At 70.2% G+C, this 19,605-nt stretch carries 17 protein-coding genes and 1 tRNA gene; 9 read left to right on the forward strand and 9 right to left on the reverse strand.

Features of this window, described 5'->3' with window-relative positions:
• Positions 1 to 106: 106 nt before the first annotated feature.
• On the forward strand, positions 107 to 1,294 hold the full coding sequence (locus tag ACGTNG_RS10460) for a M24 family metallopeptidase (RefSeq protein ID WP_394576958.1): 1,188 nt from the start codon (positions 107 to 109) through the stop codon (positions 1,292 to 1,294).
• Positions 1,295 to 1,487: 193 nt separating this feature from the next.
• Complete coding sequence (locus tag ACGTNG_RS10465) at positions 1,488 to 1,922, forward strand: META domain-containing protein (protein WP_394576959.1); 435 nt, start codon at positions 1,488 to 1,490, stop codon at positions 1,920 to 1,922.
• Between the two features lie 31 nt (positions 1,923 to 1,953).
• Here ACGTNG_RS10465 and ACGTNG_RS10470 read toward each other — a convergent pair whose 3' ends face one another.
• From ACGTNG_RS10470 to acsA, 5 genes are read right to left on the reverse strand one after another with little or no spacing between them, the layout of a single operon-like run.
• On the reverse strand, positions 1,954 to 2,211 hold the full coding sequence (locus ACGTNG_RS10470; protein WP_394576960.1) for an acyl carrier protein: 258 nt from the start codon (positions 2,209 to 2,211) through the stop codon (positions 1,954 to 1,956).
• Positions 2,199 to 3,434, reverse strand: coding sequence for a dihydrolipoamide acetyltransferase family protein (locus ACGTNG_RS10475; protein WP_394576961.1), 1,236 nt, complete (start codon positions 3,432 to 3,434; stop codon positions 2,199 to 2,201). The genes ACGTNG_RS10470 and ACGTNG_RS10475 overlap by 13 nt, the downstream gene beginning before the upstream one ends.
• 28 nt (positions 3,435 to 3,462) lie before the next feature.
• Entirely contained in the window at positions 3,463 to 4,443 is a 981-nt protein-coding gene (locus tag ACGTNG_RS10480; protein ID WP_394576962.1) for an alpha-ketoacid dehydrogenase subunit beta, read from the reverse strand.
• A complete protein-coding gene (gene pdhA / locus ACGTNG_RS10485; RefSeq protein WP_394576963.1) occupies positions 4,440 to 5,462 on the reverse strand; it encodes a pyruvate dehydrogenase (acetyl-transferring) E1 component subunit alpha in 1,023 nt (340 codons plus the stop codon). Before pdhA ends, ACGTNG_RS10480 begins: the two co-directional genes overlap by 4 nt.
• Positions 5,459 to 7,216: an acetate--CoA ligase gene (acsA, locus tag ACGTNG_RS10490; RefSeq protein WP_394576964.1), complete on the reverse strand. Its 1,758-nt coding sequence runs from the start codon at positions 7,214 to 7,216 to the stop codon at positions 5,459 to 5,461. Before acsA ends, pdhA begins: the two co-directional genes overlap by 4 nt.
• A gap of 226 nt (positions 7,217 to 7,442) precedes the next feature.
• On the opposite strand from acsA, the gene ACGTNG_RS10495 reads away from it, so the two are divergent.
• Together ACGTNG_RS10495 and ACGTNG_RS10500 are read left to right on the forward strand one after the other, a co-directional pair.
• The gene (locus ACGTNG_RS10495; RefSeq protein ID WP_394576965.1) at positions 7,443 to 7,664 is read left to right on the forward strand and encodes a hypothetical protein; all 222 of its coding nucleotides are present in this window, start codon (positions 7,443 to 7,445) and stop codon (positions 7,662 to 7,664) included.
• A gap of 132 nt (positions 7,665 to 7,796) precedes the next feature.
• Positions 7,797 to 8,294 (forward strand): SRPBCC family protein, encoded by a 498-nt coding sequence (locus ACGTNG_RS10500; RefSeq protein WP_394576966.1) that lies wholly within the window; start codon positions 7,797 to 7,799, stop codon positions 8,292 to 8,294.
• A 27-nt stretch (positions 8,295 to 8,321) separates the two neighbouring features.
• Here ACGTNG_RS10500 and ACGTNG_RS10505 read toward each other — a convergent pair whose 3' ends face one another.
• On the reverse strand, positions 8,322 to 9,602 hold the full coding sequence (locus ACGTNG_RS10505; protein ID WP_394576967.1) for an MgtC/SapB family protein: 1,281 nt from the start codon (positions 9,600 to 9,602) through the stop codon (positions 8,322 to 8,324).
• 198 nt (positions 9,603 to 9,800) lie between these two features.
• Here ACGTNG_RS10505 and ACGTNG_RS10510 point away from each other — a divergent pair, with 198 nt between their 5' ends.
• Positions 9,801 to 12,884 carry a bifunctional diguanylate cyclase/phosphodiesterase gene (locus ACGTNG_RS10510; protein ID WP_394576968.1) on the forward strand — a complete coding sequence of 1,028 codons (3,084 nt, stop codon included), beginning with the start codon at positions 9,801 to 9,803 and terminating at the stop codon, positions 12,882 to 12,884.
• A 67-nt stretch (positions 12,885 to 12,951) separates the two neighbouring features.
• Here the strand turns inward: ACGTNG_RS10510 and ACGTNG_RS10515 are convergent, their stop codons facing one another.
• On the reverse strand, positions 12,952 to 14,916 hold the full coding sequence (locus ACGTNG_RS10515) for an acyl CoA:acetate/3-ketoacid CoA transferase (RefSeq protein ID WP_394576969.1): 1,965 nt from the start codon (positions 14,914 to 14,916) through the stop codon (positions 12,952 to 12,954).
• A gap of 104 nt (positions 14,917 to 15,020) precedes the next feature.
• On the opposite strand from ACGTNG_RS10515, the gene ACGTNG_RS10520 reads away from it, so the two are divergent.
• Together ACGTNG_RS10520 and ACGTNG_RS10525 are read left to right on the forward strand one after the other, a co-directional pair.
• The gene (locus ACGTNG_RS10520) at positions 15,021 to 15,506 is read left to right on the forward strand and encodes a LexA family protein (RefSeq protein ID WP_394576970.1); all 486 of its coding nucleotides are present in this window, start codon (positions 15,021 to 15,023) and stop codon (positions 15,504 to 15,506) included.
• Positions 15,503 to 16,777: a Y-family DNA polymerase gene (locus ACGTNG_RS10525; protein ID WP_394576971.1), complete on the forward strand. Its 1,275-nt coding sequence runs from the start codon at positions 15,503 to 15,505 to the stop codon at positions 16,775 to 16,777. Before ACGTNG_RS10520 ends, ACGTNG_RS10525 begins: the two co-directional genes overlap by 4 nt.
• A gap of 24 nt (positions 16,778 to 16,801) precedes the next feature.
• Here ACGTNG_RS10525 and ACGTNG_RS10530 read toward each other — a convergent pair whose 3' ends face one another.
• Positions 16,802 to 17,476 (reverse strand): Fe2+-dependent dioxygenase, encoded by a 675-nt coding sequence (locus ACGTNG_RS10530; RefSeq protein WP_394576972.1) that lies wholly within the window; start codon positions 17,474 to 17,476, stop codon positions 16,802 to 16,804.
• A 149-nt stretch (positions 17,477 to 17,625) separates the two neighbouring features.
• On the opposite strand from ACGTNG_RS10530, the gene ACGTNG_RS10535 reads away from it, so the two are divergent.
• Together ACGTNG_RS10535 and ACGTNG_RS10540 are read left to right on the forward strand one after the other, a co-directional pair.
• A complete protein-coding gene (locus tag ACGTNG_RS10535) occupies positions 17,626 to 18,768 on the forward strand; it encodes a 4-helix bundle domain-containing protein (protein WP_394576973.1) in 1,143 nt (380 codons plus the stop codon).
• 154 nt (positions 18,769 to 18,922) lie between these two features.
• Positions 18,923 to 19,408 (forward strand): hypothetical protein, encoded by a 486-nt coding sequence (locus ACGTNG_RS10540; RefSeq protein WP_394576974.1) that lies wholly within the window; start codon positions 18,923 to 18,925, stop codon positions 19,406 to 19,408.
• A 111-nt stretch (positions 19,409 to 19,519) separates the two neighbouring features.
• Here the strand turns inward: ACGTNG_RS10540 and ACGTNG_RS10545 are convergent.
• Positions 19,520 to 19,595, reverse strand: a tRNA-Thr gene (locus ACGTNG_RS10545).
• Positions 19,596 to 19,605: the final 10 nt, after the last annotated feature.

The following is a 19,605-nucleotide window of genomic DNA, read 5'->3' on the forward strand; positions in this document are numbered from 1 at the left end:
AAACCGTCGCGGACGGTAACAGGGATATTTTGCGCATCGCGCCTCCGTCGTGACGGCCGTCATGGCTACACTGCCAGTGACCCCGCCCACCCAGGAGCCTCACCGGATGGACCACCACGCCTACCGCCATGCCCTGGCCGAGTGCCTCGCCGAACGCGAGCTGCCCTTTCCCCCCGCGGAGTTCGACACCCGCCGCCGCCGCGTGCGACAGGTCATGCGCGAGGCCGGGCTCGAGGCGCTGCTGCTCACCGACCCCGCCGACATCTTCTACCTGACGGGCTATCACACCTTCGAGGTCTCGGTGTACACCTGCCTGGTGGTCTCGGCCGACCGCCTGGTGCTGCAGGTGCCCTCCATCGAGACCGGCCCGGCGGTGGTCACCGCCCGGGTGGATGAGATCCTGGGCTATCGCTGGGAGGGCATCGAGGAGGTGATCGAGCCGCTGGCGGAGGTGCTCGCGTCCTTCCGGGCCATCGGCCTGGACGCCTTCGGCGCCGGTCTGCGCCATGGCGTCATTCGCGCGCTGCAGGCCCAGCTCGGGGTCGAACGCTTCCGCGACGACGGCGGCGAGCTGCTCGACCGCCTGCGCATCGTCAAGACGTCGGCGGAGCTCGACTGCCTGCGCGAGAGCGCGCGGATCACCTCTATCGGCCTGCGGGCGGCGATCGCGGCCATCGCCCCCGGCGTCACCGACAACGAGGTGGCGGCGGAGGGTAGCCGCGCCCTGCTGGCCGCCGGCAGCGAGTTCATGAGCCTGCAGCCCATCGTCACCACCGGTCGGCGCATCAGCATCATCCACGTCAATCACCAGCGCCACGTGATCGCCGAAGACGAGCCGGTGTTCCTGGAGTTAGGCGCCGCCTACCATCGCTACACCGCGCCGATGATGCGCACCGCCGTGGCCGGGCGGGCCAGCGCCGAGATGCAGGCGCTGCGCGACGTCTGCCGTGGCATGTACGAGGCGCTGCTCCCGGCGATGCGCCCCGGTCACACCTTCGACGAGGCGGCCCGGGCCGCCGAAGCGGTGCTGGCGCCCCATGCCGATCGCGCCTTCTTCTCCGGCGTATTTGGCTATGCGGTGGGGGCCCAGTTCCCGCCCAGCTGGGTCGAAGGCACGGGCTATATCGCCCGCGGCCAGCAGCGCGAGTTCGAGGCCGAGATGGTCTTCCACCTGCCGCTCTGCCTGCGTCTGCCGGGCCGCTGGGGCATCGGCCTGAGCGACACCGTGCGCGTCACCCCCGAGGGCGGGCAGCCGCTCACCGATAACGACTGGCAGCTGCAGGAGCGGCCTTGAGCGGCGACCAAGTGTACGGCTAGCGCTGCCGGGGCGAGGGCGTGGCGAGGAGTGAGGCAGCCGCCGCACCCCTTCTATGCTAGGGACGGTAGACGGCGGATCCTGAGGCTGGCGCGGGGTGTCTTCCACGGGCAGGGAACCTTATGGATCTCCGCGGTCTTAGCGACGTCACTTCATATACAAGGAATTACGCATGAAACGGATCATCCAGGTATCGGCAATGCTGCTGGTGGCGCTTCTGCTGGTGGGGTGTGCATCCGCGGAGCGCACGGTCGATGAGCCGCTCGTGAACACCTACTGGAAGCTGACCCATCTCAGCGATGCACCGGTCACGGTGGTCGAGCAGCAGCGCGAGGCGCACTTCGTGCTGCACATCCAAGATCAGCGCGTGATGGGCTCCACCGGCTGTAATCGCATGACCGGCCGCTATCGGCTTCAGGGCGATTCCCTGAGCTTCGCACAGCTGGCCAGCACCCGCATGGCCTGCCCGGATGGCATGCAGACCGAGCAGGCCTTCCTGAATGCGCTGGGCCAGGTAGCCGAATGGCGGATCGAGGGCCAGCGTCTCACGCTGCTCGACGCCCAGGGCGAGGTGCTGGCGCGCCTCGAAGCCGTGCACCTCACCTGAACCGACGCCCCGGCCGGCCCGATGCCGGCCGTCAGGCGGCGAGCCGCCTCTCCAGGTAGTCGAGCAGGCCCTCCAGGGTCTCGAGTTCATGGTAGTCGCGCTCCGGCACGCTGACGCCGAGGCGCTTCTCGAGGTCGACCAGGATGTTGAGGAAGTCGAAGGAGTCGATCTCGAGCTGCTCTCGCCACGGTCGGCCGGGGCGCAATGCCTCGAGGTCGGCCTCGGGGGCGACCATCAGGATGGCGTCGGTCACGGTGTCGCGTAGGGTGTCGCGGCTCAGGGGGGCCATAGGCGGTCGGGCTCCGTCAGCAGGTCGGTGAGTCGGGCCAGGAAGCGGGCGCCGATGGCGCCATCGGTGACCCGGTGGTCGGCGGCAAGCGACATCTGCAGGCAGCGGGCGGCCACGACCCTGCCGGCGCGGACCCAGGGCCGCTCGGCGACGCGTCCGAAGCCGACCAGCGCCACCTGGGGCGGGTAGATCACGCCCTGGACACTGTCGACGCCCAGATCCCCGAGGTTGGTCACCGTGAGGCCGGCGTCGGTGAGCTCCGAGCTGCGCAGGCGGTCCTGTCGGGCGCGGGTCAGCAGGTCGCGCAGAGCGGCCATCATGGCGTCGGGGTCGAGCCGGTCGGCATCATGCAGCGCCGGGGCCACCAGACCCCCGCCGCGCAGGGCGATGGCGACCCCCAGGTGCACGCCTTCGGCGGGGCGGAAGGCGCCGTCGACGAACCAGCCGTTGAGGGCCGGCACCTCCCGAAGCGCCATCGCCACGGCGCGCAGCTGCAGCAGTGGGAAGATCAGCCGTTCGGCCACCGAGCGTTCGGCGTTGCAGGCCTCGAGCCATGCCAGCGCCGGCTCCACGCACAGGGTCTGGCCCAGGTAGTAGTGGGGAATCTCGCGCTTGGAGCGGGCCATGGCGGCGGCGATGGCTTGGCGCATGGCGGCGTGGGCGTCATGACCGGCGACCGGCCGAGGCCCGGCTGGTGCCTCGGGGGCCGGCGCGGCGGCCTGTTCGATGTCGGCCTGTTCTATATCGGATAGCGTGATGGCGCCGCCGGGGCCAGTGCCGCTCACGCTCGCCGGGTCGACGCCCAGCTCGGTCGCCCGCTTGCGTGCCGCGGGCGAGATGCGCAGCCGTTCGCCGGCGGCCGTCTTCGCCGAGCGGGGTGACGGAGAGCGCTCGGGCGCAGGGGGAGCCGGTGGCGGGGACGCTGCCGGCGTCGGGCGGCCGGCCGGCGCCGTCGGGGCGGCCTCCTTTCCCTCGGCTTTTTCTTCGCCTTCGGAGTGGATCACCGCCAGCACCTCGCCCACGGGAACCTGCTGGCCTTCCTCGACCACCAGGCGCTCCACGGTCCCGCTCTCCCAGACCTCCACGTCGATGGCGCCCTTCTGGGTCTCCACCACGCAGACGATCTGGCCGCGCTCCACCCGGTCCCCCGGCCGAATGTTCCACTCGACCAGGGTCCCGTGCTCCATGTCGGCGCCCAGCGAGGGCATGCGGAACTCGCTCATGCGTCCCTCCCCATGTCGTGCCTCGCCATCAGCCGAGCAGCCGCCGGACGGCGGCGACGATGTCCTCGACCTGGGGGAGCGCCGCGTCCTCGAGGTGCTTGGCGTAGGGCACCGGCACCTCCTGGCTGCAGACCCGCACCGGGGGAGCATCGAGCTCGAAGAAGGCCTGCTCGTTGATGCGGGTGATGATCTCGGCCGACAGGCTGCCGCTGCGCCACCCCTCGTCGATCACCACCACCCGGTGGGTCTTGGCCACGCAGGCCATGATCGCGGCGTCGTCCAGGGGGCGCAGGGTGCGCAGGTCGAGCACCTTGGCATCGATGCCCTCGGTGGCCAGCTGCTCGGCGGCCGCCAGGGTCTTGTGCAGCATGCCACCGTAGGTGATCAGGCTGACCTGGCTGCCTTCCCGCCGGATGGCGGCATGGTCGAGCTCCATGGGATGCGCCTCGCCCTCGACCGTGCCTTCGGCGCCCAGCAGCAGGGCATGCTCGAAGATCAGCACCGGGTCGGGGTCCTCCAGGGCGGCCAGCAGCATGCCGCGGGCGTCCTCGTGGGTCGCGGGGGCGACGATGCGCAGCCCCGGGATATGGGCGTACCAGCCCTCCAGGCTGTGGGAGTGCTGGGCGGCGAGCTGGCGACCCCCGCCGGTGGTCATGCGGATCACCACCGGCACGCTGTACTGCCCGCCGGACATGTGGCGCAGGGTGGCGGCGTTGTTCATGATCTGGTCGAGAGCGAGCAGGCTGAAGTTCACCGTCATGATCTCGACGATGGGGCGCATGCCGTTGAGGGCCGCGCCGATGCCTGCGCCGGTGAAGGTCGACTCGGAGAGCGGGGTGTCGCGGATGCGCGCCTCGCCGAACTCCTCCAGCAGGCCGTGGCTGACCGCATAGGTGCCGCCGTAGCGGCCCACGTCCTCGCCCATCAGGAAGACCCGTTCATCGCGGATCAGGGCCTCGCGCAATCCCTGGCGCAGGGCCTCGCGGTAGGCGATCGTCTGGGTGGTCACGGGCGCACCTCCCGGGCATAGACGTTGTGGCAGAGGTGTTCCACCGGCTCCCAGGTGCCCGCCTCGGCGAAGGCCACGGCGGCATCGATCTCCTCGGCGACCTCGCGCTCGATCTCGTCGCGCACCGAGGCCTCGAGCAGCCCGCACGCCACGGCGTCCCGGGCGAAGGTCTCGACGGGACAGCGCTGCCGCCACTGCTCGACCTCCGCCTTGTCGCGGTAGAGCTCGGGGTCGAACATCGAGTGGGCGCGGAAGCGGTAGGTGCGGTACTCCAGGAACATCGGCCCCTGGCCGCCGCGCACGTAGGCCACCGCGGCCTCGGTGGCCCGGCTCACCGCCACCACGTCCATGCCATCCACCGATTCGCTCGGCAGGCGGTAGGCGGCGGCCTTGGCGGCGAGGTCGACCTGGGACTGGTGGCGCTCCAGCGCGGTGCCCATGGCGTAGCGGTTGTTCTCGCACAGGAAGAGCACCGGCAGCTGCCAGAGGGTCGCGAGGTTGAGCGACTCGTGGAACTCGCCCTCGGCCACGGCGCCGTCGCCGAAGAAGCAGGCGGTCACGCTGTCGCGGCCGGCCAGCCGGTCGGCCAGGGCGAAGCCCACCGCCAGCGGCAGGGCGCCGCCGACGATGGCGCTGCCGCCGACGAAGCGCCGGCCGGCGTCGAACAGGTGCATGGAGCCGCCGCGGCCGCGGCTGCAGCCCTCCTGCTTGCCGTACATCTCGGCCATGATCTCGCCGGCCGGCACGCCCCGGGCCAGGGCATGGCCGTGCTCGCGATAGGTGGCCAGCACGCTGTCGGTGTCGCGCAGGGCGGGCAGGGCGCCGGCCGCGATGGCCTCCTCGCCGATGTAAAGGTGCAGGAAGCCGCGGATGCTGCCGGCGCTGTAGAGCTCGGCGCACTTCTCCTCGAAGCGGCGGATGCGCACCATCTGCCACAGCAGTGCCCTGGCGCGGTCGGGGTCGTCCAGCCCGGCGGCGCCGATGGCGGGCCGGGTGTCGGGGGTGTCCTGGGGGGTCATCGCGAGGTCTCCAGGGTCGAGGTATCGCCCTCGGGCAGGCCCAGCTCCCTGGCCTTGAGCAGGCGACGCATGATCTTGCCGCTGCGGGTCCTGGGCAGCGAGGGCTGGATGTCGATCTCCTTGGGCGCGACCGCGGGGCCGAGGCGCTGGCGGGCGAAGCCGAGCAGTTCGCGGCGCAGGGCCTCGCCGGGCGCATGACCCGGCTTCAGGGCCACGAAGGCCTTGACGATCTCGCCGATCACCGGGTCCGGCTTGCCGATCACCCCGACCTCGGCCACCGCCGGGTGCTCCATCAGTGCCGATTCCACCTCGAAGGGGCCGATCAGGTGCCCGGCGGACTTGATCATGTCGTCGGCACGGCCCACGAACCAGAAGTAGCCCTCGGGGTCACGGCGGGCGAGGTCGCCGGTCAGGTACCAGTCGCCGGCGAAGCAGCGGCGGTAGCGCTCCTCCTCATTCAGGTAGGTGCGAAACATCGAGGGCCAGCCGACGCGCAGTGCGAGCTCGCCCTCGTCGTCGACATGCTCGACCGGGGCGACGCCGCCGTCGGGCAGGCGGCGCAGCACGGCGGCCTCGATGCCGGGCAGCGGCTTGCCCATGGCGCCGGGGCGGATGTCCATGCTGGCGAAGTTGGCGATCATGATCCCGCCGGTCTCGGTCTGCCACCAGTTGTCGTGGATCGGCAGACCGAAGGCCTCGACGCCCCAGTGCACGGCCTGGGGGTTGAGCGGCTCGCCGACGCTGGCGATGAAGCGCAGGGCGGGATAGGCCCGGGCGCGGGCACGCTCCGAGCCGCCCTTCATCATCATCCTCACGGCGGTGGGGGCGGTGTACCAGACGCTGACGGCCTCGCGCTCCAGGATCCGGTACCAGCGCTCGGCATCGAACTCCGCCTCGTCGACCACCAGGGTGGCGCCGAGGGAGAGCGGGGCGATGATGCCGTAGGAGGTGCCGGTGACCCAGCCGGGGTCTGCGGTGCACCAGAAGACATCCCCCCCGCGCAGGTCGAGGGCGAAGCGGGCGGTGGCGTGGTGGGCGACCACGGCCTGGTGGACGTGCAGGGCTCCCTTGGGCTTGCCGGTGGTGCCGCTGGTGAAGTGCAGAAGGGCCGGCGTCTCGGGGTCGGTCGCCGGGATCGTGTAGTCGGGCGAGGCCGCCTCGAGCAGCGGGGCGAGTTCCCGGGTGCCCTCGGGTAGCGCTTCATCATCATCGTCGTCGCGGACCACCAGGACGTGCTCGAGGCACGGCAGCCGGTCGCGGATCGGGGCCACCTTGCGACGGTAGAGGCTGGTGGTGGTCACCAGCACCCGGCCCTCGCCGAGGGTCATCCGGGTGGCGATGGGCTCGGGGCCGAAGGCCGAGAACAGCGGCGTGACCACGGCGCCCTGCTTGAGCGCCCCGAGCACCGCGAGGTAGAGCTCGGGAATCCTCCCGGCGAGCAGGAAGAGGCCGGCGCCGCGGGCCACGCCCAGGGCCTCCAGCACATTGGCGAAACGGCTGCTCAGCTCGGCCAGCTCTCGGTAGCGGATCTCGCGGCGCGTCCCCGACTTGCCGAGCCAGCGGATCGCGATGCGTTCCCCCGTCTCGCCGGTGGCATGGCGATCCACCGCCTCGTGGGCGATGTTCAGCCCGCCGCCCGGCAGGCCGTCGAGCCACGACCGCGCCTGCTCCCAGGAGAAGCCAGCGCACGTCGACGGGTAGTCCTTCAGCACCGCCTCACCGGCCTCGCGGCGGCTCTTGCGGAAAATCTCCATGGGCGACGACCTCGTGGATCCATGACTCTTCCAGCGTAGTCCGCGGAATTGTTCCCGCGCGCCGCTCATGGGGTCGACTTGATCCGGGACAAGCATCGCGAAGATCGCCTGGCCGTTGGCGGAGGAGCCGCTGTGACTACACTGCAGGCGAGGGGGCACGTCCCTCTCGTCGCCTCCCGGCACCGCCCGGTGCCGGATACTCCATACCCCGGTTGTGGAGGGTGTCATGACACAGACCGTTACCGCTGCCTATGGCAGCATCGACAAGGCCATCAACGCCTTCGATGAGCTGGTCTCCGAGGGCTATCCCCGGGAGAAGCTGTTTCTCGACAGACAGACCAGCGAGGTCAAGGTGATCGTCCCAGAGACGTCGCAGCCGGAGGCGGAAGAGATCCTCAATCGCCACGGTCCCGACGACCTCTCGTCCCGGCCCTACGAGAGCCCCTAGCCTCAGGCCAGGTGACGCGCGCTGCGTGGCAAGCGTGTTGCCATGCTGCCTGCATGTCACCGTCCGGTCGCCTATCCGACGCAGGACGGGATCATCGCGACCGGCACGGGGAACGAGCGCGCGCCTCGGACCATGACCAGGCATTCGAGCACCGCGGAGCTTTGCTACGTCACCACCTGGTGGTTCGAGGCGCCCCTCGACCGAATCTACCGGGCGCTCGTCGATACCTCGGACTGGCCCGCCTGGTGGAAAAGCCTGCGCGCCGTGGAGGAGCTGGCAGCGGGAGATGTCCGTGGCATCGGCCGGTGCTATCGCTATCGCTGGCGGAGTCGACTGGGGTATCCCCTGCGCTTCGACGTGCGCGTGACTCACGTGGTGCCGGGCCGGTTGATCGAGGGCGTCGCCCATGGCGACGTGCGGGGAGTCGGTCGCTGGCACTTGAGCGAGGCGCGGGGCGTCACCCGAGTGCGCTACGAATGGCGGGTGCGCCCCGTTCGGCGCTGGATGGCGCTTCTCATGCCGCTCGCCGAGCCGATCTTCGCCTGGAATCACCATGCCGTGATGCGCGACGGCGCCCAGGGCCTGGCCCGATGGCTAGACGTGCCGTTGCTGGCGATCGATCGGCAGTGAACCGCGCGTCCACGTCGAGTTCGGCGCTCACGTCAGCCAGGCCAGCGCCAGACCCGCCGACATGGAGGCGACCATCGGCAGGGCGACGCGCAGGCCGAGCCGTCGCGTGCCGAAGGCGCTGGCCAGCCCCGACTTGAAGAGGTTGTTGACCGCGGCGGCGATGATGATCCCCAGCACCGCGGTGGCGGGGGCGATCCGTTCCAGTGACATGCGGGTCAGCGATAGGGTGATGGCGTCCACATCGGCCACGCCCGACGCGGCGGCCAGCAGGTAGATACCGGCTTCGCCCAGCCCTTCGCGCAGCCACTCGCCGAGCAGCATGATCAGCGCGAGCAGCCCGCCGAACAGCAACGCGGTGCGCAGCTCCAGGGGGTTCTGGATCGGCGTCGGGCTGTCGACCCTGAGGGTGCGACGATGGCGGCGCCAGAGGTGCAGCGCCGGCAGGTAGAGCAACAGGCCCATCACCGCGATCGGCAGCAGCAGGCGGGGCAGCAGGCCCGGGCTGATCACCGCGGCATAGATCAGGATCCGCGGGAACATGGTGCCGCAGGCCACCAGGATGCCGGCGGCCAGCATCGCCTCGATCTCGTGGCTCTGGCGCGACAGCCGGGCGAAATGCAGGGTCAGCGCCGTGGAGGAGGAGAGGCCGGCGAACAGCCCGGTGAAGAGGATGCCCTTCTCGGTGCCGCCCACGCGCATGGCGAAGTAGCCGACGAAGGAGATCGCGGCGATCAGCACCACCATCCACCAGATCTCGTAGGGGTTGAGCACTTCGCCTGGGCCGAGGCCACGGTCGGGGAGCAGCGGCAGCATCACCACGCTGATCAGCAGCAGCTTGAGGCCGGCATCGAGCTCATGGGCCTGCAGCTTGTTCAGCAGGCCGTGGATCTCGTGCTTGTTGTCGAGGATCACGGCGGTGATCACCGCCCCGGCGGTGGCCAGTGCCAGGTCGATCGCCACCGCCACCGCGCCGAAGCAGAAGGTCAGCAGCAGCCCCACCAGGCCGGTGATGCTGTAGTCATGGTGCCGGGTCAGTCTCGCCCGCCAGGCGACCAGGCTGGTGGCGGCAAGCGCCAGGAAGATCAGCGGGAAGGCCCAGTCGCTGACGGCCTCGGAGAGCAGGGCGGCGATGCCCCCCAGCAGGCCGACCAGCGCGTGGGTGCGGATGCCGGCGATGCGCTCGCCGGACTGCTGCTCCCTGGCGACCCAGCCGCGCTCGATGCCGATCAGGGCGCCCAGCAGCAGCGCCACGCCCAGGCGCAGCGCGGGTTCGTTGGCGATGAGAAAGTCGCTGGCGACATCGTCCATGGCGAGGGCGCCCCCGTGTCGTCCGGTGATCGGCGGATGCCTTCAGGGTGGCCGCTGGGCGTCGTCACATCAATGTCAGGCCGCCGGCGCGCCGGCCGCTTCGCCGGGGCGGCCCGGCGGGGTCGAGGCAGGACAGTTCCCTACTATCCGTTACACTGAGGGAGCCTCACCGGCGTTACGACAAGGATATCGGGCGGCATGAAGGACTCTCCACGCACCGCCGGCACGCGACACGGCTGGCCTCGGCTGCACGCCATCGGCACCTACCTGCTGGCGCTTCTGGCGCTGGCGGCTTTCCTGGCCTGGGTGCTCGTCGACCGCCACCAGCACGCTCTCGACCGCTCATGGGAGCGCGCCGGGGCGCGGACCGACCTGGTGGCGGAATGGGTCGCGGGGGCCTTCGCGGCCAGCGAGGAGCGGCTCTCGAGCCTGGCCCGCCTGCTCGAGTCTCCCATGCGCCGGAACCTGCTCGAGCGCCAGGGCAGCGTCTCCGGACTCGAGGCCCGGCTGAGCCAGCAACAGGATCGCCTCGAGGTCATCGACAGCATCGCGGTCGTCGGTCCCGACGGACGCGTGATCACCGCGACCGATCCGGCCTTTCCCGCCGGCAAGGATCTCGGCCGCGAGTCCTGGTTTGGTGCCCTCGTCGACCGGCCCGACCTGGATCACCGGGTCTCGACGCTCACCTGGTCGGCCGCGACCCGGCAGTATCACCTCGTGGATGCCCATCGCCTGGACGATGAGGACGGGAACTTCAGTGGTCTGGTGGTCGCTTTCCTGGATCCCGCCGTCCTCGGTGACACCCTCGCCCGCCTGGACCTGGCTTCGGGGGAGAGCATCGCCATCCTCGATACCGACATGCGGCTGCTGGCCCGTTGGCCGGCCATCGATGTGGGCGGCACGACGGGCATAGTCGGCCGGCAGGTCAGCGAGCCTATGACACAGACCTTCCTGGAGAGCGGCCAGCCCTCGACGAGGCTGCGCATCGTCTCACCGCTGGACGACAGCGAGCGGCTCTTTGCGATGCAGCGCCTGGCGGACCTGCCCCTGCTGGTGGTGGTCGGCGAGAGCCTCGACGGGGCCTTGAGCGACTGGTTCCACCGCCTGTGGCTGCTGGTGGGCGTGTACTTGCTGGTGGCGGTGCTGGGCGGATGGCTGCTGCGGCACTACCTCCATCTGCGGCGCCTGGAAGCCGAGCTGCGCTGGCGTTTGGAAGAGCGGGAGCAGGCGCGGCGTTCGGTGCTGGAGCGCGAGGCGCAGCTACGCGCCCTGGTCGGCTCGATTCAGGACATGATCTTCGTCTTCGATGCGGAGGGACGCTTCGTCTACGTGCATACCGTCGACCGCGACCAGCTGGTCGGCGACGCCGGGGCGCTGCTGCAGCGTCACTACCGCGAGGTCCTCTCGGCGGACGTGGCGCGTCAGCTCGATCGCGCCCTGGATGAGCTGCGGGCCAGCGGCGAGCCGGTGGAGTTCGACTATCGCGTCACACTGGCCGGCGTGCCGCGCGACTTCCACGCGATCCTCAGTTCGCTGGACGAGGGGGGCGCTCTCGGCGGCGTGCTGGCCGTGGTGCGCGAGGTCACCGAGACGCGTGCCACCGAGGCCCAGCTGCGCATCGCCGCCATGGCCTTCGAGACGCATCTGGGGATGCTGGTCACCGATGAGCGGGGCGCGATCCTGCGCGTCAACGAGACCTTCACCCGCATCACCGGCTATGCCGAGGCGGAGGTGCTGGGGCACGATCCGAGCCTGCTCAGTTCCGGGCGGCACGACGACGCCTTCTATGAGGCGCTCTGGGAGAGCGTGCAGCGGCACGGTAGCTGGCAGGGCGAGATCTGGAACCGTCGCAAGAACGGCGAGATCTTCCCCGAGTGGCTGACCATCAGCGCGGTGCGCGATGACGCCGGCGAGCTGACCCACTACGTGGCCACCTTCAACGACATCACCCGGCGCAAGGCGGCCGAGGAGGAGATCCACCAGCTCGCCTTCTTCGATCCCCTGACCGGGCTGCCCAACCGCCGACTGATGCTGGATCGCCTCTCCGGTGCGCTGAAGGACAGCTATCGCAGCGGCCAGTTCGGTGCGCTCTTCTATCTCGACCTGGACAACTTCCAGCGGGTCAACGACACCCGGGGGCACCGGGTCGGCGATGACCTGCTGCAGCAGGTCGCCCGGCGGCTGAATCGGGTGCTGCGCGAGACCGACACCCTGGCGCGGCTGGGCGGCGACGAGTTCGCCGTGCTGCTGCACGATCTCGGGGGCGATCAGGCGCACGTGGCGGTGGTGGCCGAGCGTATCGCCTACAAGCTGCTCGGCACGCTGCGCTCGCCGATGCGCCTGGCCGACGACGAGCTGTCGGTGACCGCGAGCCTTGGCATCACGCTCTATCGCGAGCGCGAGACGACCCTGGAGCAGGTCCTCCAGCAGGCCGACATGGCGCTCTACAAGGCCAAGGAGGCGGGTCGCGACACCCTGCGCTTCTTCGATCCGGCGATGCAGGCACAGCTCCAGCAGCGTGCCCGGCTCGAGGCCGACCTGCGTCAGGCGCTGTCCCGGGGCGAGTTCCTGCTCCACTACCAGCCTCAGGTGGGGGGCGATGGTCGGATGATCGGCGCCGAGGCGCTGCTGCGCTGGTCGCACCCGACGCGCGGCATGGTCTCGCCCGCCGAGTTCATCCCCCTGGCCGAGGAGAACCGGCTGATCGTGCCCATCGGCGGCTGGGTGCTGGAGACCGCCTGTCGGCAGCTGGCGGCCTGGGCCAGTGATCCGGCCATGGCCGAGCTGACGCTCTCGGTCAACGTCAGCCCCGAGCAGTTTCGTGAGCCGGGCTTCGCCGAGCAGACGCTCTCCATCCTGTCGCGCACCGGGGCCCGGCCGTCGCGTCTCAAGCTCGAGGTCACCGAAAGCCTGTTCGTCCATGATCGCGACGAGGCCCGCCAGACCATGCAGCGCCTCAAGGCGCACGGGGTGACCTTCGCCCTGGACGACTTCGGCACCGGCTACTCCTCGCTCTCCTACCTCAAGCGCCTGCCGCTGGACCAGCTCAAGATCGATCAGTCCTTCGTGCGCGACCTGCTGGAGGACGAGGCCAGCGCGGCCATCGTCGCCAGTACCATCGCGCTCTCCCGCAGCCTGCAGCTGGAGGTGCTCGCCGAGGGCGTCGAGAACGAGGCCCAGCGGGCCTGGCTGACCGCCCACGGCTGCGCGGCCTTCCAGGGCTATCTCTTCAGCCGGCCGGTGCCGGTCGAGGCGCTGGCGGCGACCTGCCCAGCCACCTGATTCTCGCTCCGCGATGCGACGGGCGGCCCTGCTGGGCCACCCGTCGTCGTTGGGGGCCGGTGAAGCATCACGTCTTCAGGTGCTGGCGGGCCTCCTCGGCGCTCTCGTAGATGTGCGGCGGGACGGCGCGCTCCTCCAGGGCATGGCCGAGCTTGCGACGCATGAAGCCGCTGGTGGTGTAGCGGGTCACCCGGGTGTAGAAGCGCGCCTCGAGGCCGCGCACCATCTCGGTGTAGGGGGCGAGCAGGGCATCGTCGATGCGGAAGTGGTCGTAGTTGACGATCGCCTGGACCCGGCGGCCCAGGGGAGCGAGGCGGCGTTCGACCTCCTGCTCGATGGCGTCGATGTCCGCCTGGGAGGCGACGCGAAGGTGCTCGAAGTTGATGAAGAGCACGTCGTCCTTCTCGTCGAGGCTGAAGCGCTCTGCCAGCGGCCGTTCCAGCAGTTCCTCGGCGAGCCCCATGGGTGCCTCGTGGAAGATGCGCGCGTCCATCCGGCGCGGCGGCTCGGGCATCAACGGGATGAAGTCCATCAGCGCCAGCACGTCGTGCTCCAGATCGACGCCGGGGGCGATCTCGGTGAGGGCGAGGCCTTCCGGGGTGAGTTCGAACACGGCCCGCTCGGTGATGTAGCAGACCGGCTTGCCGTCCGCGGCGGCCAGCGCCCCGCTGAAGGTGCGCTGCTCCACCTCGGTGACGAACTTGCTCTGGCCCCCCGCGGGCAGCTTCAGCGCCCCGTCGACGACGGCGAGCGTCTCCTTGGTGGCCACGAAGGTGCCCATGAACACCACCCGGCGGGCGTTCTGACTGATGTTGATGAAGCCACCGGCGCCGGCCAGGCGCGGGCCGAAGCGGGAGACGTTGACGTTGCCGGTGGCGTCGACCTGCGCCATGCCGAGGAAGGCGATATCGAGCCCGCCGCCGTCGTAGAAGTCGAACTGGGCCGGCTGGTCGATGATCGCCTGGGTGTTCAGCGCCGCGCCGAAGTCCAGCCCGCCGGCCGGCAGGCCGCCGATCACCCCGGGCTCGGCGGTCAGGGTCAGGTGCGCGAGCAGGCGCTCCTCGCTGGCCACCGCGCCCACGCCCTCGGGCATGCCGATCCCCAGGTTGACCACGCTGTTGGGCCGGAGCTCGAAGGCCGCGCGCCGGGCGATGATCTTGCGCACCGAGAGCGGCAACGGCTCGGGCGTCGCCATGGGCGCGCGGATCTCGCCTGAGAAGGCCGGGTTGTAGGCGGTGTTGAAGGTCTGCCAGTGGTGCTCCGGGTCCTCGCAGACGACCACGCAGTCGACCATCACGCCGGGGATCTTCACGTCCTTGGGGTGCAGGGTGCCGTGCTCGGCGAGGCGCTCCACCTGCACGATCACCACGCCTCCTGAGTTGCGCACCGCCGTGGCGATGGCCAGCGCCTCCAGGGTCAGGGCCTCGCGCTCCATGCTGACGTTGCCCAGGGTGTCGGCGGTGGTGCCGCGCAGCAGCGCCACCTGCAGCGGCAGGGCCCGGTAGAAGAGGTACTCCTGGCCGTCGATGGGCAGCAGCGAGACGCGCTCATCAATGGTGACGTCGTTGATTCGGCCGCCGCCCAGGCGCGGGTCGACGAAGGTGCCGAGCCCCACCCGGGTGAGGGTGCCGGGCTTGCCGGCGGCGATGTCGCGGAAGAGGTGCGAGATCACCCCCTGGGGCAGGTTCCAGGCCTGGATGCGCCCCTCGAGGGCGAGGCGCTGCAGGGCAGGCACCAGCCCCCAGTGGCCGCCGATCACCTGCGCCACCAGCCCCTCATGCCCCAGGTGGTTGAGCCCACGGGTCTTGCCGTCGCCCTGGCCGGCGGCATACATCAGGGTCAGGTCGCGGGGCTGGCCGGTCTCCAGGAAGCGCTCCTCGAGGGCCACGGCGAGCCCCTCGGCGAAGCCGATGCCGACGAAGCCGCCGGTGGCCAGGGCATCGCCGTCGCGGATCAGGTTCACGGCCTCGCGGGCGGAGACCACCTTGCCCTTCTCGGCGAAGGGCTGGCGGGAGAGCAGGGGATGGGGCATGGCCGGCGTCCTGGTGAGGTGTGTTGTGATGGTGCCTTCACGGTAGCACGCCGCCTGACGGACGGCGGGGCTTGCCAGCGGCAGGGGAGTGGCGAATACTGTATATGAATACAGTATCAATGGGGGTGCCCATGACCTCGCCGACGTCTACCGCCGTGCGGCCGATCGGCCGCGCGGTGGCGCTGCCGGGAGCGGCGACCCAGCCGCTGATGGGGTGTCGGGTGCGGGCCGGTTTCCCGAGCCCGGCCGATGACCATCTCGACGTGGAGATCGACCTGCATGCCCACGTGGTGCGCCGCCCGGCCGCCACCTACTTCGTGCGCGCCGAGGGCGACTCCATGCTCGGCGACGGCATCCATGACGGCGACCTGCTGGTCGTGGATCGCAGCCTGGAGCCGCTGCCCGGCCGGGTGGTGGTGATCGCCGTGGACGGCGAGCCCACCGTGAAGCGCCTGGAGCGTCGCGGCGAGCGGACCTTCCTGGTGGCGAGCAACCCGCGCTTCGCGCCGATCCCCCTGGCCGGGCGCGAGTGCCAGGTGTGGGGCGTGGTCACCCATGTGCTGCATGCCCTGCCGGGGGGCGAGTCGTGATCGCGCTGGTCGACTGCAACAACTTCTACGTCAGCTGCGAGCGGGCCTTCGCCCCGCGACTGGAGGGGCGGCCGGTGGGCGTGCTCTCCAACAACGACGGCTGCGTGGTGGCGCGCTCCAACGAGCTCAAGGCGCTGGGGGTGGCCATGGGTGCGCCCCTGCACCTGCTGCCGCCGGCCATCCGCCGCCAGGCGGTGCTGCTCTCCAGCAACTACGCGCTCTACGGCGACATGAGCCGGCGGGTCAACCGGATCCTCGACGAGTTCTCGCCGGACGTGGAGGCCTACTCCATCGACGAGAGCTTCGTGGGTTTCACCGGCTTCGCGACGGAGGGCCTGGAGGCTCACGCCCAGCGGCTGCGTGAGACGGTACGCCGGGATACCGGCATCCCGGTCTGCGTGGGGCTCGCGCCGACCCGGGTGCTGGCCAAGGTGGCCAATCACGCGGCCAAGAAGCAGGCGGCCTTCGAGGGCGTCTGCCGGCTCGAGGTCGACGCCCCCGCCACCCGTGCGCTGCTCGAGAGGCTGCCGGTGACCGAGCTGTGGGGCGTGGCGCGACGCACCGCCGAGCGGCTGGCACTGATGGAGATCCACACCGCCTGGCAGCTGCGCGAGGCCGATCCCAAGCAGATCCGCCGCCACTTCTCGGTGGTGTTGGAACGCATCGTCTGGGAACTGCGCGGTCGCCCGGCCATCGTGCTCGATGACCTCACCGAGCCGCGCCAGCGCATCATGGTCTCGCGCTCCTTCGGGCGGCTTACCGGCGCCTTCGCCGACCTGCAGGAGGCGGTGCGCCAGCACGCCGCCCGGGGCGCCGAGAAGCTGCGTGGCCAGGGCAGCCAGGCCCGGGCGGTGATGGTCTTCCTGCGCACCAACCCTCACCGGGTCGGCGAACGCCAGTACCGCAACAGCGCGGTGGTGCCGCTGCCGGCCCCCAGCGACGACAGCCGAGCGCTGCTCGCGGCCGCCGCCCGGGGGCTCGAGGCGATCTTCCTCGAGGGGCCGCGCTACCAGAAGTGCGGGGTGATGCTGCTCGACCTGGTGGAGGCCGAGCGCCATCAGCTCTCGCTGCTGGCGCCGCGCAGCGAGGCCGAGCGTGGCCGCAGCCAGCGGCTGATGGCGGCGGTGGATCGGCTCAACCGCGAGATGGGGCGCGATACCGTGCGCTTCGGCCTGCCGCGGGCGGGCACCGCCTGGGCGCTGCGCTGCGAGCGGCGCACGCCGCGCTATACCACCCGCTGGGACGAGCTGATGCGCGTCCGCACCGGCTGAGGCACCCGCCGGCGAGGCGACGCATCAGGTGTCGGCCCACATCCGCAGCAGGTTGGCGAGGCTCTTCGAGAGGGTATCGAAGGTCGGCGTCTTGCCGCTCTCCTCGAAGAGTCGCCGGCGGGTGGTGTCCAGGTCGAAGAGCACCTCCCGCTGCTGGGGATCGCGGACCAGGCTCTGCGCCCAGCCGACCGCCGCCAGGCGCTCGCCCCGGGTGACCGGCTCGACCCGGTGCAGGGTCGAGGAGGGGTAGAGCACCAGCGAGCCGGCCGGTAGCTTGAAGGTCTGCTCGCCGCCGGTGGTCTCGATCAGCAACTCGCCGCCGTCGTAGCTGTCCGGGTCGCCGAGGAAGAGGGTGAAGGAGATATCGGTGCGCATGGCGCCGCCGGGGCTGCCCATGATCGCGTCGTCGACGTGGTTGCCGTAGCTCATGCCCGGCTCGTAGCGGCTGAACATCAGCGGCTTCATGCGTCGCGGACGCACCGCCATCTGGAACAGCGCATGGCGCTGGAGATGGCCGGCCACCTCCTCGCGCAGCGCGCTCACGGCGGGGTGGCCGCCCTCGGCCTGGCGGTTGTGCTTGACCGTGCGGGCATGCCAGCCGGCGGTCTCGCGCCCGTCCTGGAAGGGCGTGTCGGCCAGGGTGGACTGGATGCGCTGAAGCAGTTCCTCGGGAATGATCTGGGCGATGCAGAGGATCACGATCGACTCCATGGGGATGGGGGTGGCACCCAGTATATCTGAATGAAAAGGATTTGCGTTCCGTGTGCCGACGGTACTATCGTTTCATCGCGGTGTCTGCCGCCCAACTTCATGTCACGATACCCATGCAACGAGAGGAAGCGCGCATCATGGCCACTACCCGCACCAAGCTCTGGATCGGCGTCGGAACGAGTGTCCTGCTGGGCACGGCGAGCGCCGGCTGGGCCGACAGCGTCGAGGCCCACGAGGGCGAGATGAATGCCGCCGAGCAGAGCCAGCACCACGAGGGTGGCGAAGGCGGCGAGCAGGGCCGTCACCACGAGGGTGGCGAAGGTGGTGAAGGCGGCGAGCAGAGCCAGCACCACGAGGGTGGTGAAGGTGGTGAAGGCGGCGAGCAAAGCCATCACCATGAAGGCGGCGAAGGCGGCGAAGGCGGCGAAGGCGGCGAAGGCGGTGAAGGTGGCGAAGGTGGCGAAGGTGGCGAAGGTGGCGAAGGCGGCGGCCTGGGCCCCGACCCGCTGGCGGTCTTCTCCGGCTGGGATGCTGCCCAAGGCGGTGAAGGCGGTGAAGGCGGTGAAGGCGGTGAAGGCGGTGAAGGCGGTGAAGGCGGCGAAGGCGGTGAAGGCGGCGAGAACGCCACCGCGCCCGCCGACAATCCCGGCGTCACCTACACCCGCCTGGCCATGATGCAGGGCCACCTCGAGGTCGCCCGTGAGCTCTATCGCCAGGGCGAGCAGGATGCTGCCGTGGTGCATTTCGCCCACCCCCTCGACGAGCAGTATCCGTCCGTGGAGTCGGCCCTGGCGTCCCGGGGCGTCGACGAGGCCGTCCAGTCCTCGCTCGAGACCCTCGAGCAGGGCGCCCGTGAGGGACTGGCCTGGGAGGCGCTCGAATCACGCTACGCCGAGGTCGAGACCACGCTCGAGGAGGCCATGGCCACCACCGAGGCAGCGCTGCTCGAGGATCCCGCCTTCATCAGCCGGGTGCATCGCGCCCTGGTCACCGCCTCGCTGTACGAGTATGCCGAGGCCGTCGAGGAGGGCGAATTCACCAACGTCGTCGAGTATCAGGATGGACGCGGCATGATGCAGGTGGGACGCCAGCTGCTCGAGCGCCAGGGCGAGGTGTTCGGCGCAGGCGAGGACGCCGAGGGCTACCAGGCCCTGCTGAGCGCCTACGACGAGGTGCTGCAGGCCTGGCCATCGGCCGAGGCCCCGGCACAGCCGGCGATGAGCTTCGGTGAGCTCTCGGGTGCCGTCTTCCGCCTGGAGCAGCTGCTGGGCGACTACTGAGGCACGATCCGTCGCCGTCATGCCGCGGGCATGGCGGCGGCACGGCAACCGACGAGATCGCCGACGCGTGGCGTCAGCGAACGCCCATCCGGCACATGACGCCCTTGGCAGGCTGCTACCCTGTGAGTCTGCCAAGGAGGACAGCATGCGATACATGGCGATGGTGCTGCTGCTCCTGCCGCTGATGGGGCAGGCGCAGATCATGAAATGCCCGGACGGCGCATACCGCGATCGCTGCTCGGGGGGCGAGGCCTTCCAGGGCGGCGGCGTCTCCCGCTACGCGGCGCCCGAGCCGCAATCGTTCTCCTCCCTGCCCGACACCGACCGCTCTCGCGCTGGTGGCGACCCTCAAGGCACTGCGTCAAGGCGCCCCTCGTCGGTGCCGCGCTCGGTGAGCGAGCGAGCCAGGGACATGGGCATCAGCCGTAACGCGCTGGTAAAGGCCCGCAGCCGCGGCATCATCCTGATCGGCATGGAAGAGAAGGACGTGATCGACATCCTCGGCCGGCCGGACGACGTGGATACCAGCGGGGGATATGGCTCCCGTTGCAAGACGATGCGCTGGTACGACCGCCGAGACGACCTGCCCGATTACGTCAGCAACTGCGATGGTCGGGTCGATTACTTCAGCAACGGGTGATCACCGGCTCCATCCTTTTCGTCGCTTGCTGCCTAGGGGACAACTCGAGCGCCCATGATGAAAAACGGCCACCGCCCCGATGGGCGAAGTGGCCGTTTTTCTATAGTTTTTTGGTGCCGCAAAGAGGACTCGAACCTCCGACCTACGCATTACGAGTGCGTTGCTCTACCAGCTGAGCTATTGCGGCGGCAGGGGGC

This window comes from Halomonas sp. B23F22_3, assembly GCF_043496965.1.
In the GTDB taxonomy this organism is placed as follows: domain Bacteria; phylum Pseudomonadota; class Gammaproteobacteria; order Pseudomonadales; family Halomonadaceae; genus Halomonas.

Bases quoted from the DNA above. Each gene is read 5' to 3' on its own strand.
- ACGTNG_RS10460 (WP_394576958.1), top strand. From the start codon at position 107: ATGGACCACCACGCCTACCGCCATGCCCTGGCCGAGTGCCTCGCCGAA.
- ACGTNG_RS10465 (WP_394576959.1), top strand. From the start codon at position 1,488: ATGAAACGGATCATCCAGGTATCGGCAATGCTGCTGGTGGCGCTTCTG.
- ACGTNG_RS10470 (WP_394576960.1), bottom strand. From the start codon at position 2,211: ATGGCCCCCCTGAGCCGCGACACCCTACGCGACACCGTGACCGACGCC.
- ACGTNG_RS10475 (WP_394576961.1), bottom strand. From the start codon at position 3,434: ATGAGCGAGTTCCGCATGCCCTCGCTGGGCGCCGACATGGAGCACGGG.
- pdhA (WP_394576963.1), bottom strand. From the start codon at position 5,462: ATGACCCCCCAGGACACCCCCGACACCCGGCCCGCCATCGGCGCCGCC.
- acsA (WP_394576964.1), bottom strand. From the start codon at position 7,216: ATGGAGATTTTCCGCAAGAGCCGCCGCGAGGCCGGTGAGGCGGTGCTG.
- ACGTNG_RS10495 (WP_394576965.1), top strand. From the start codon at position 7,443: ATGACACAGACCGTTACCGCTGCCTATGGCAGCATCGACAAGGCCATC.
- ACGTNG_RS10500 (WP_394576966.1), top strand. From the start codon at position 7,797: ATGACCAGGCATTCGAGCACCGCGGAGCTTTGCTACGTCACCACCTGG.
- ACGTNG_RS10505 (WP_394576967.1), bottom strand. From the start codon at position 9,602: ATGGACGATGTCGCCAGCGACTTTCTCATCGCCAACGAACCCGCGCTG.
- ACGTNG_RS10510 (WP_394576968.1), top strand. From the start codon at position 9,801: ATGAAGGACTCTCCACGCACCGCCGGCACGCGACACGGCTGGCCTCGG.
- ACGTNG_RS10515 (WP_394576969.1), bottom strand. From the start codon at position 14,916: ATGCCCCATCCCCTGCTCTCCCGCCAGCCCTTCGCCGAGAAGGGCAAG.
- ACGTNG_RS10520 (WP_394576970.1), top strand. From the start codon at position 15,021: ATGAATACAGTATCAATGGGGGTGCCCATGACCTCGCCGACGTCTACC.
- ACGTNG_RS10535 (WP_394576973.1), top strand. From the start codon at position 17,626: ATGGCCACTACCCGCACCAAGCTCTGGATCGGCGTCGGAACGAGTGTC.
- ACGTNG_RS10540 (WP_394576974.1), top strand. From the start codon at position 18,923: ATGGCGATGGTGCTGCTGCTCCTGCCGCTGATGGGGCAGGCGCAGATC.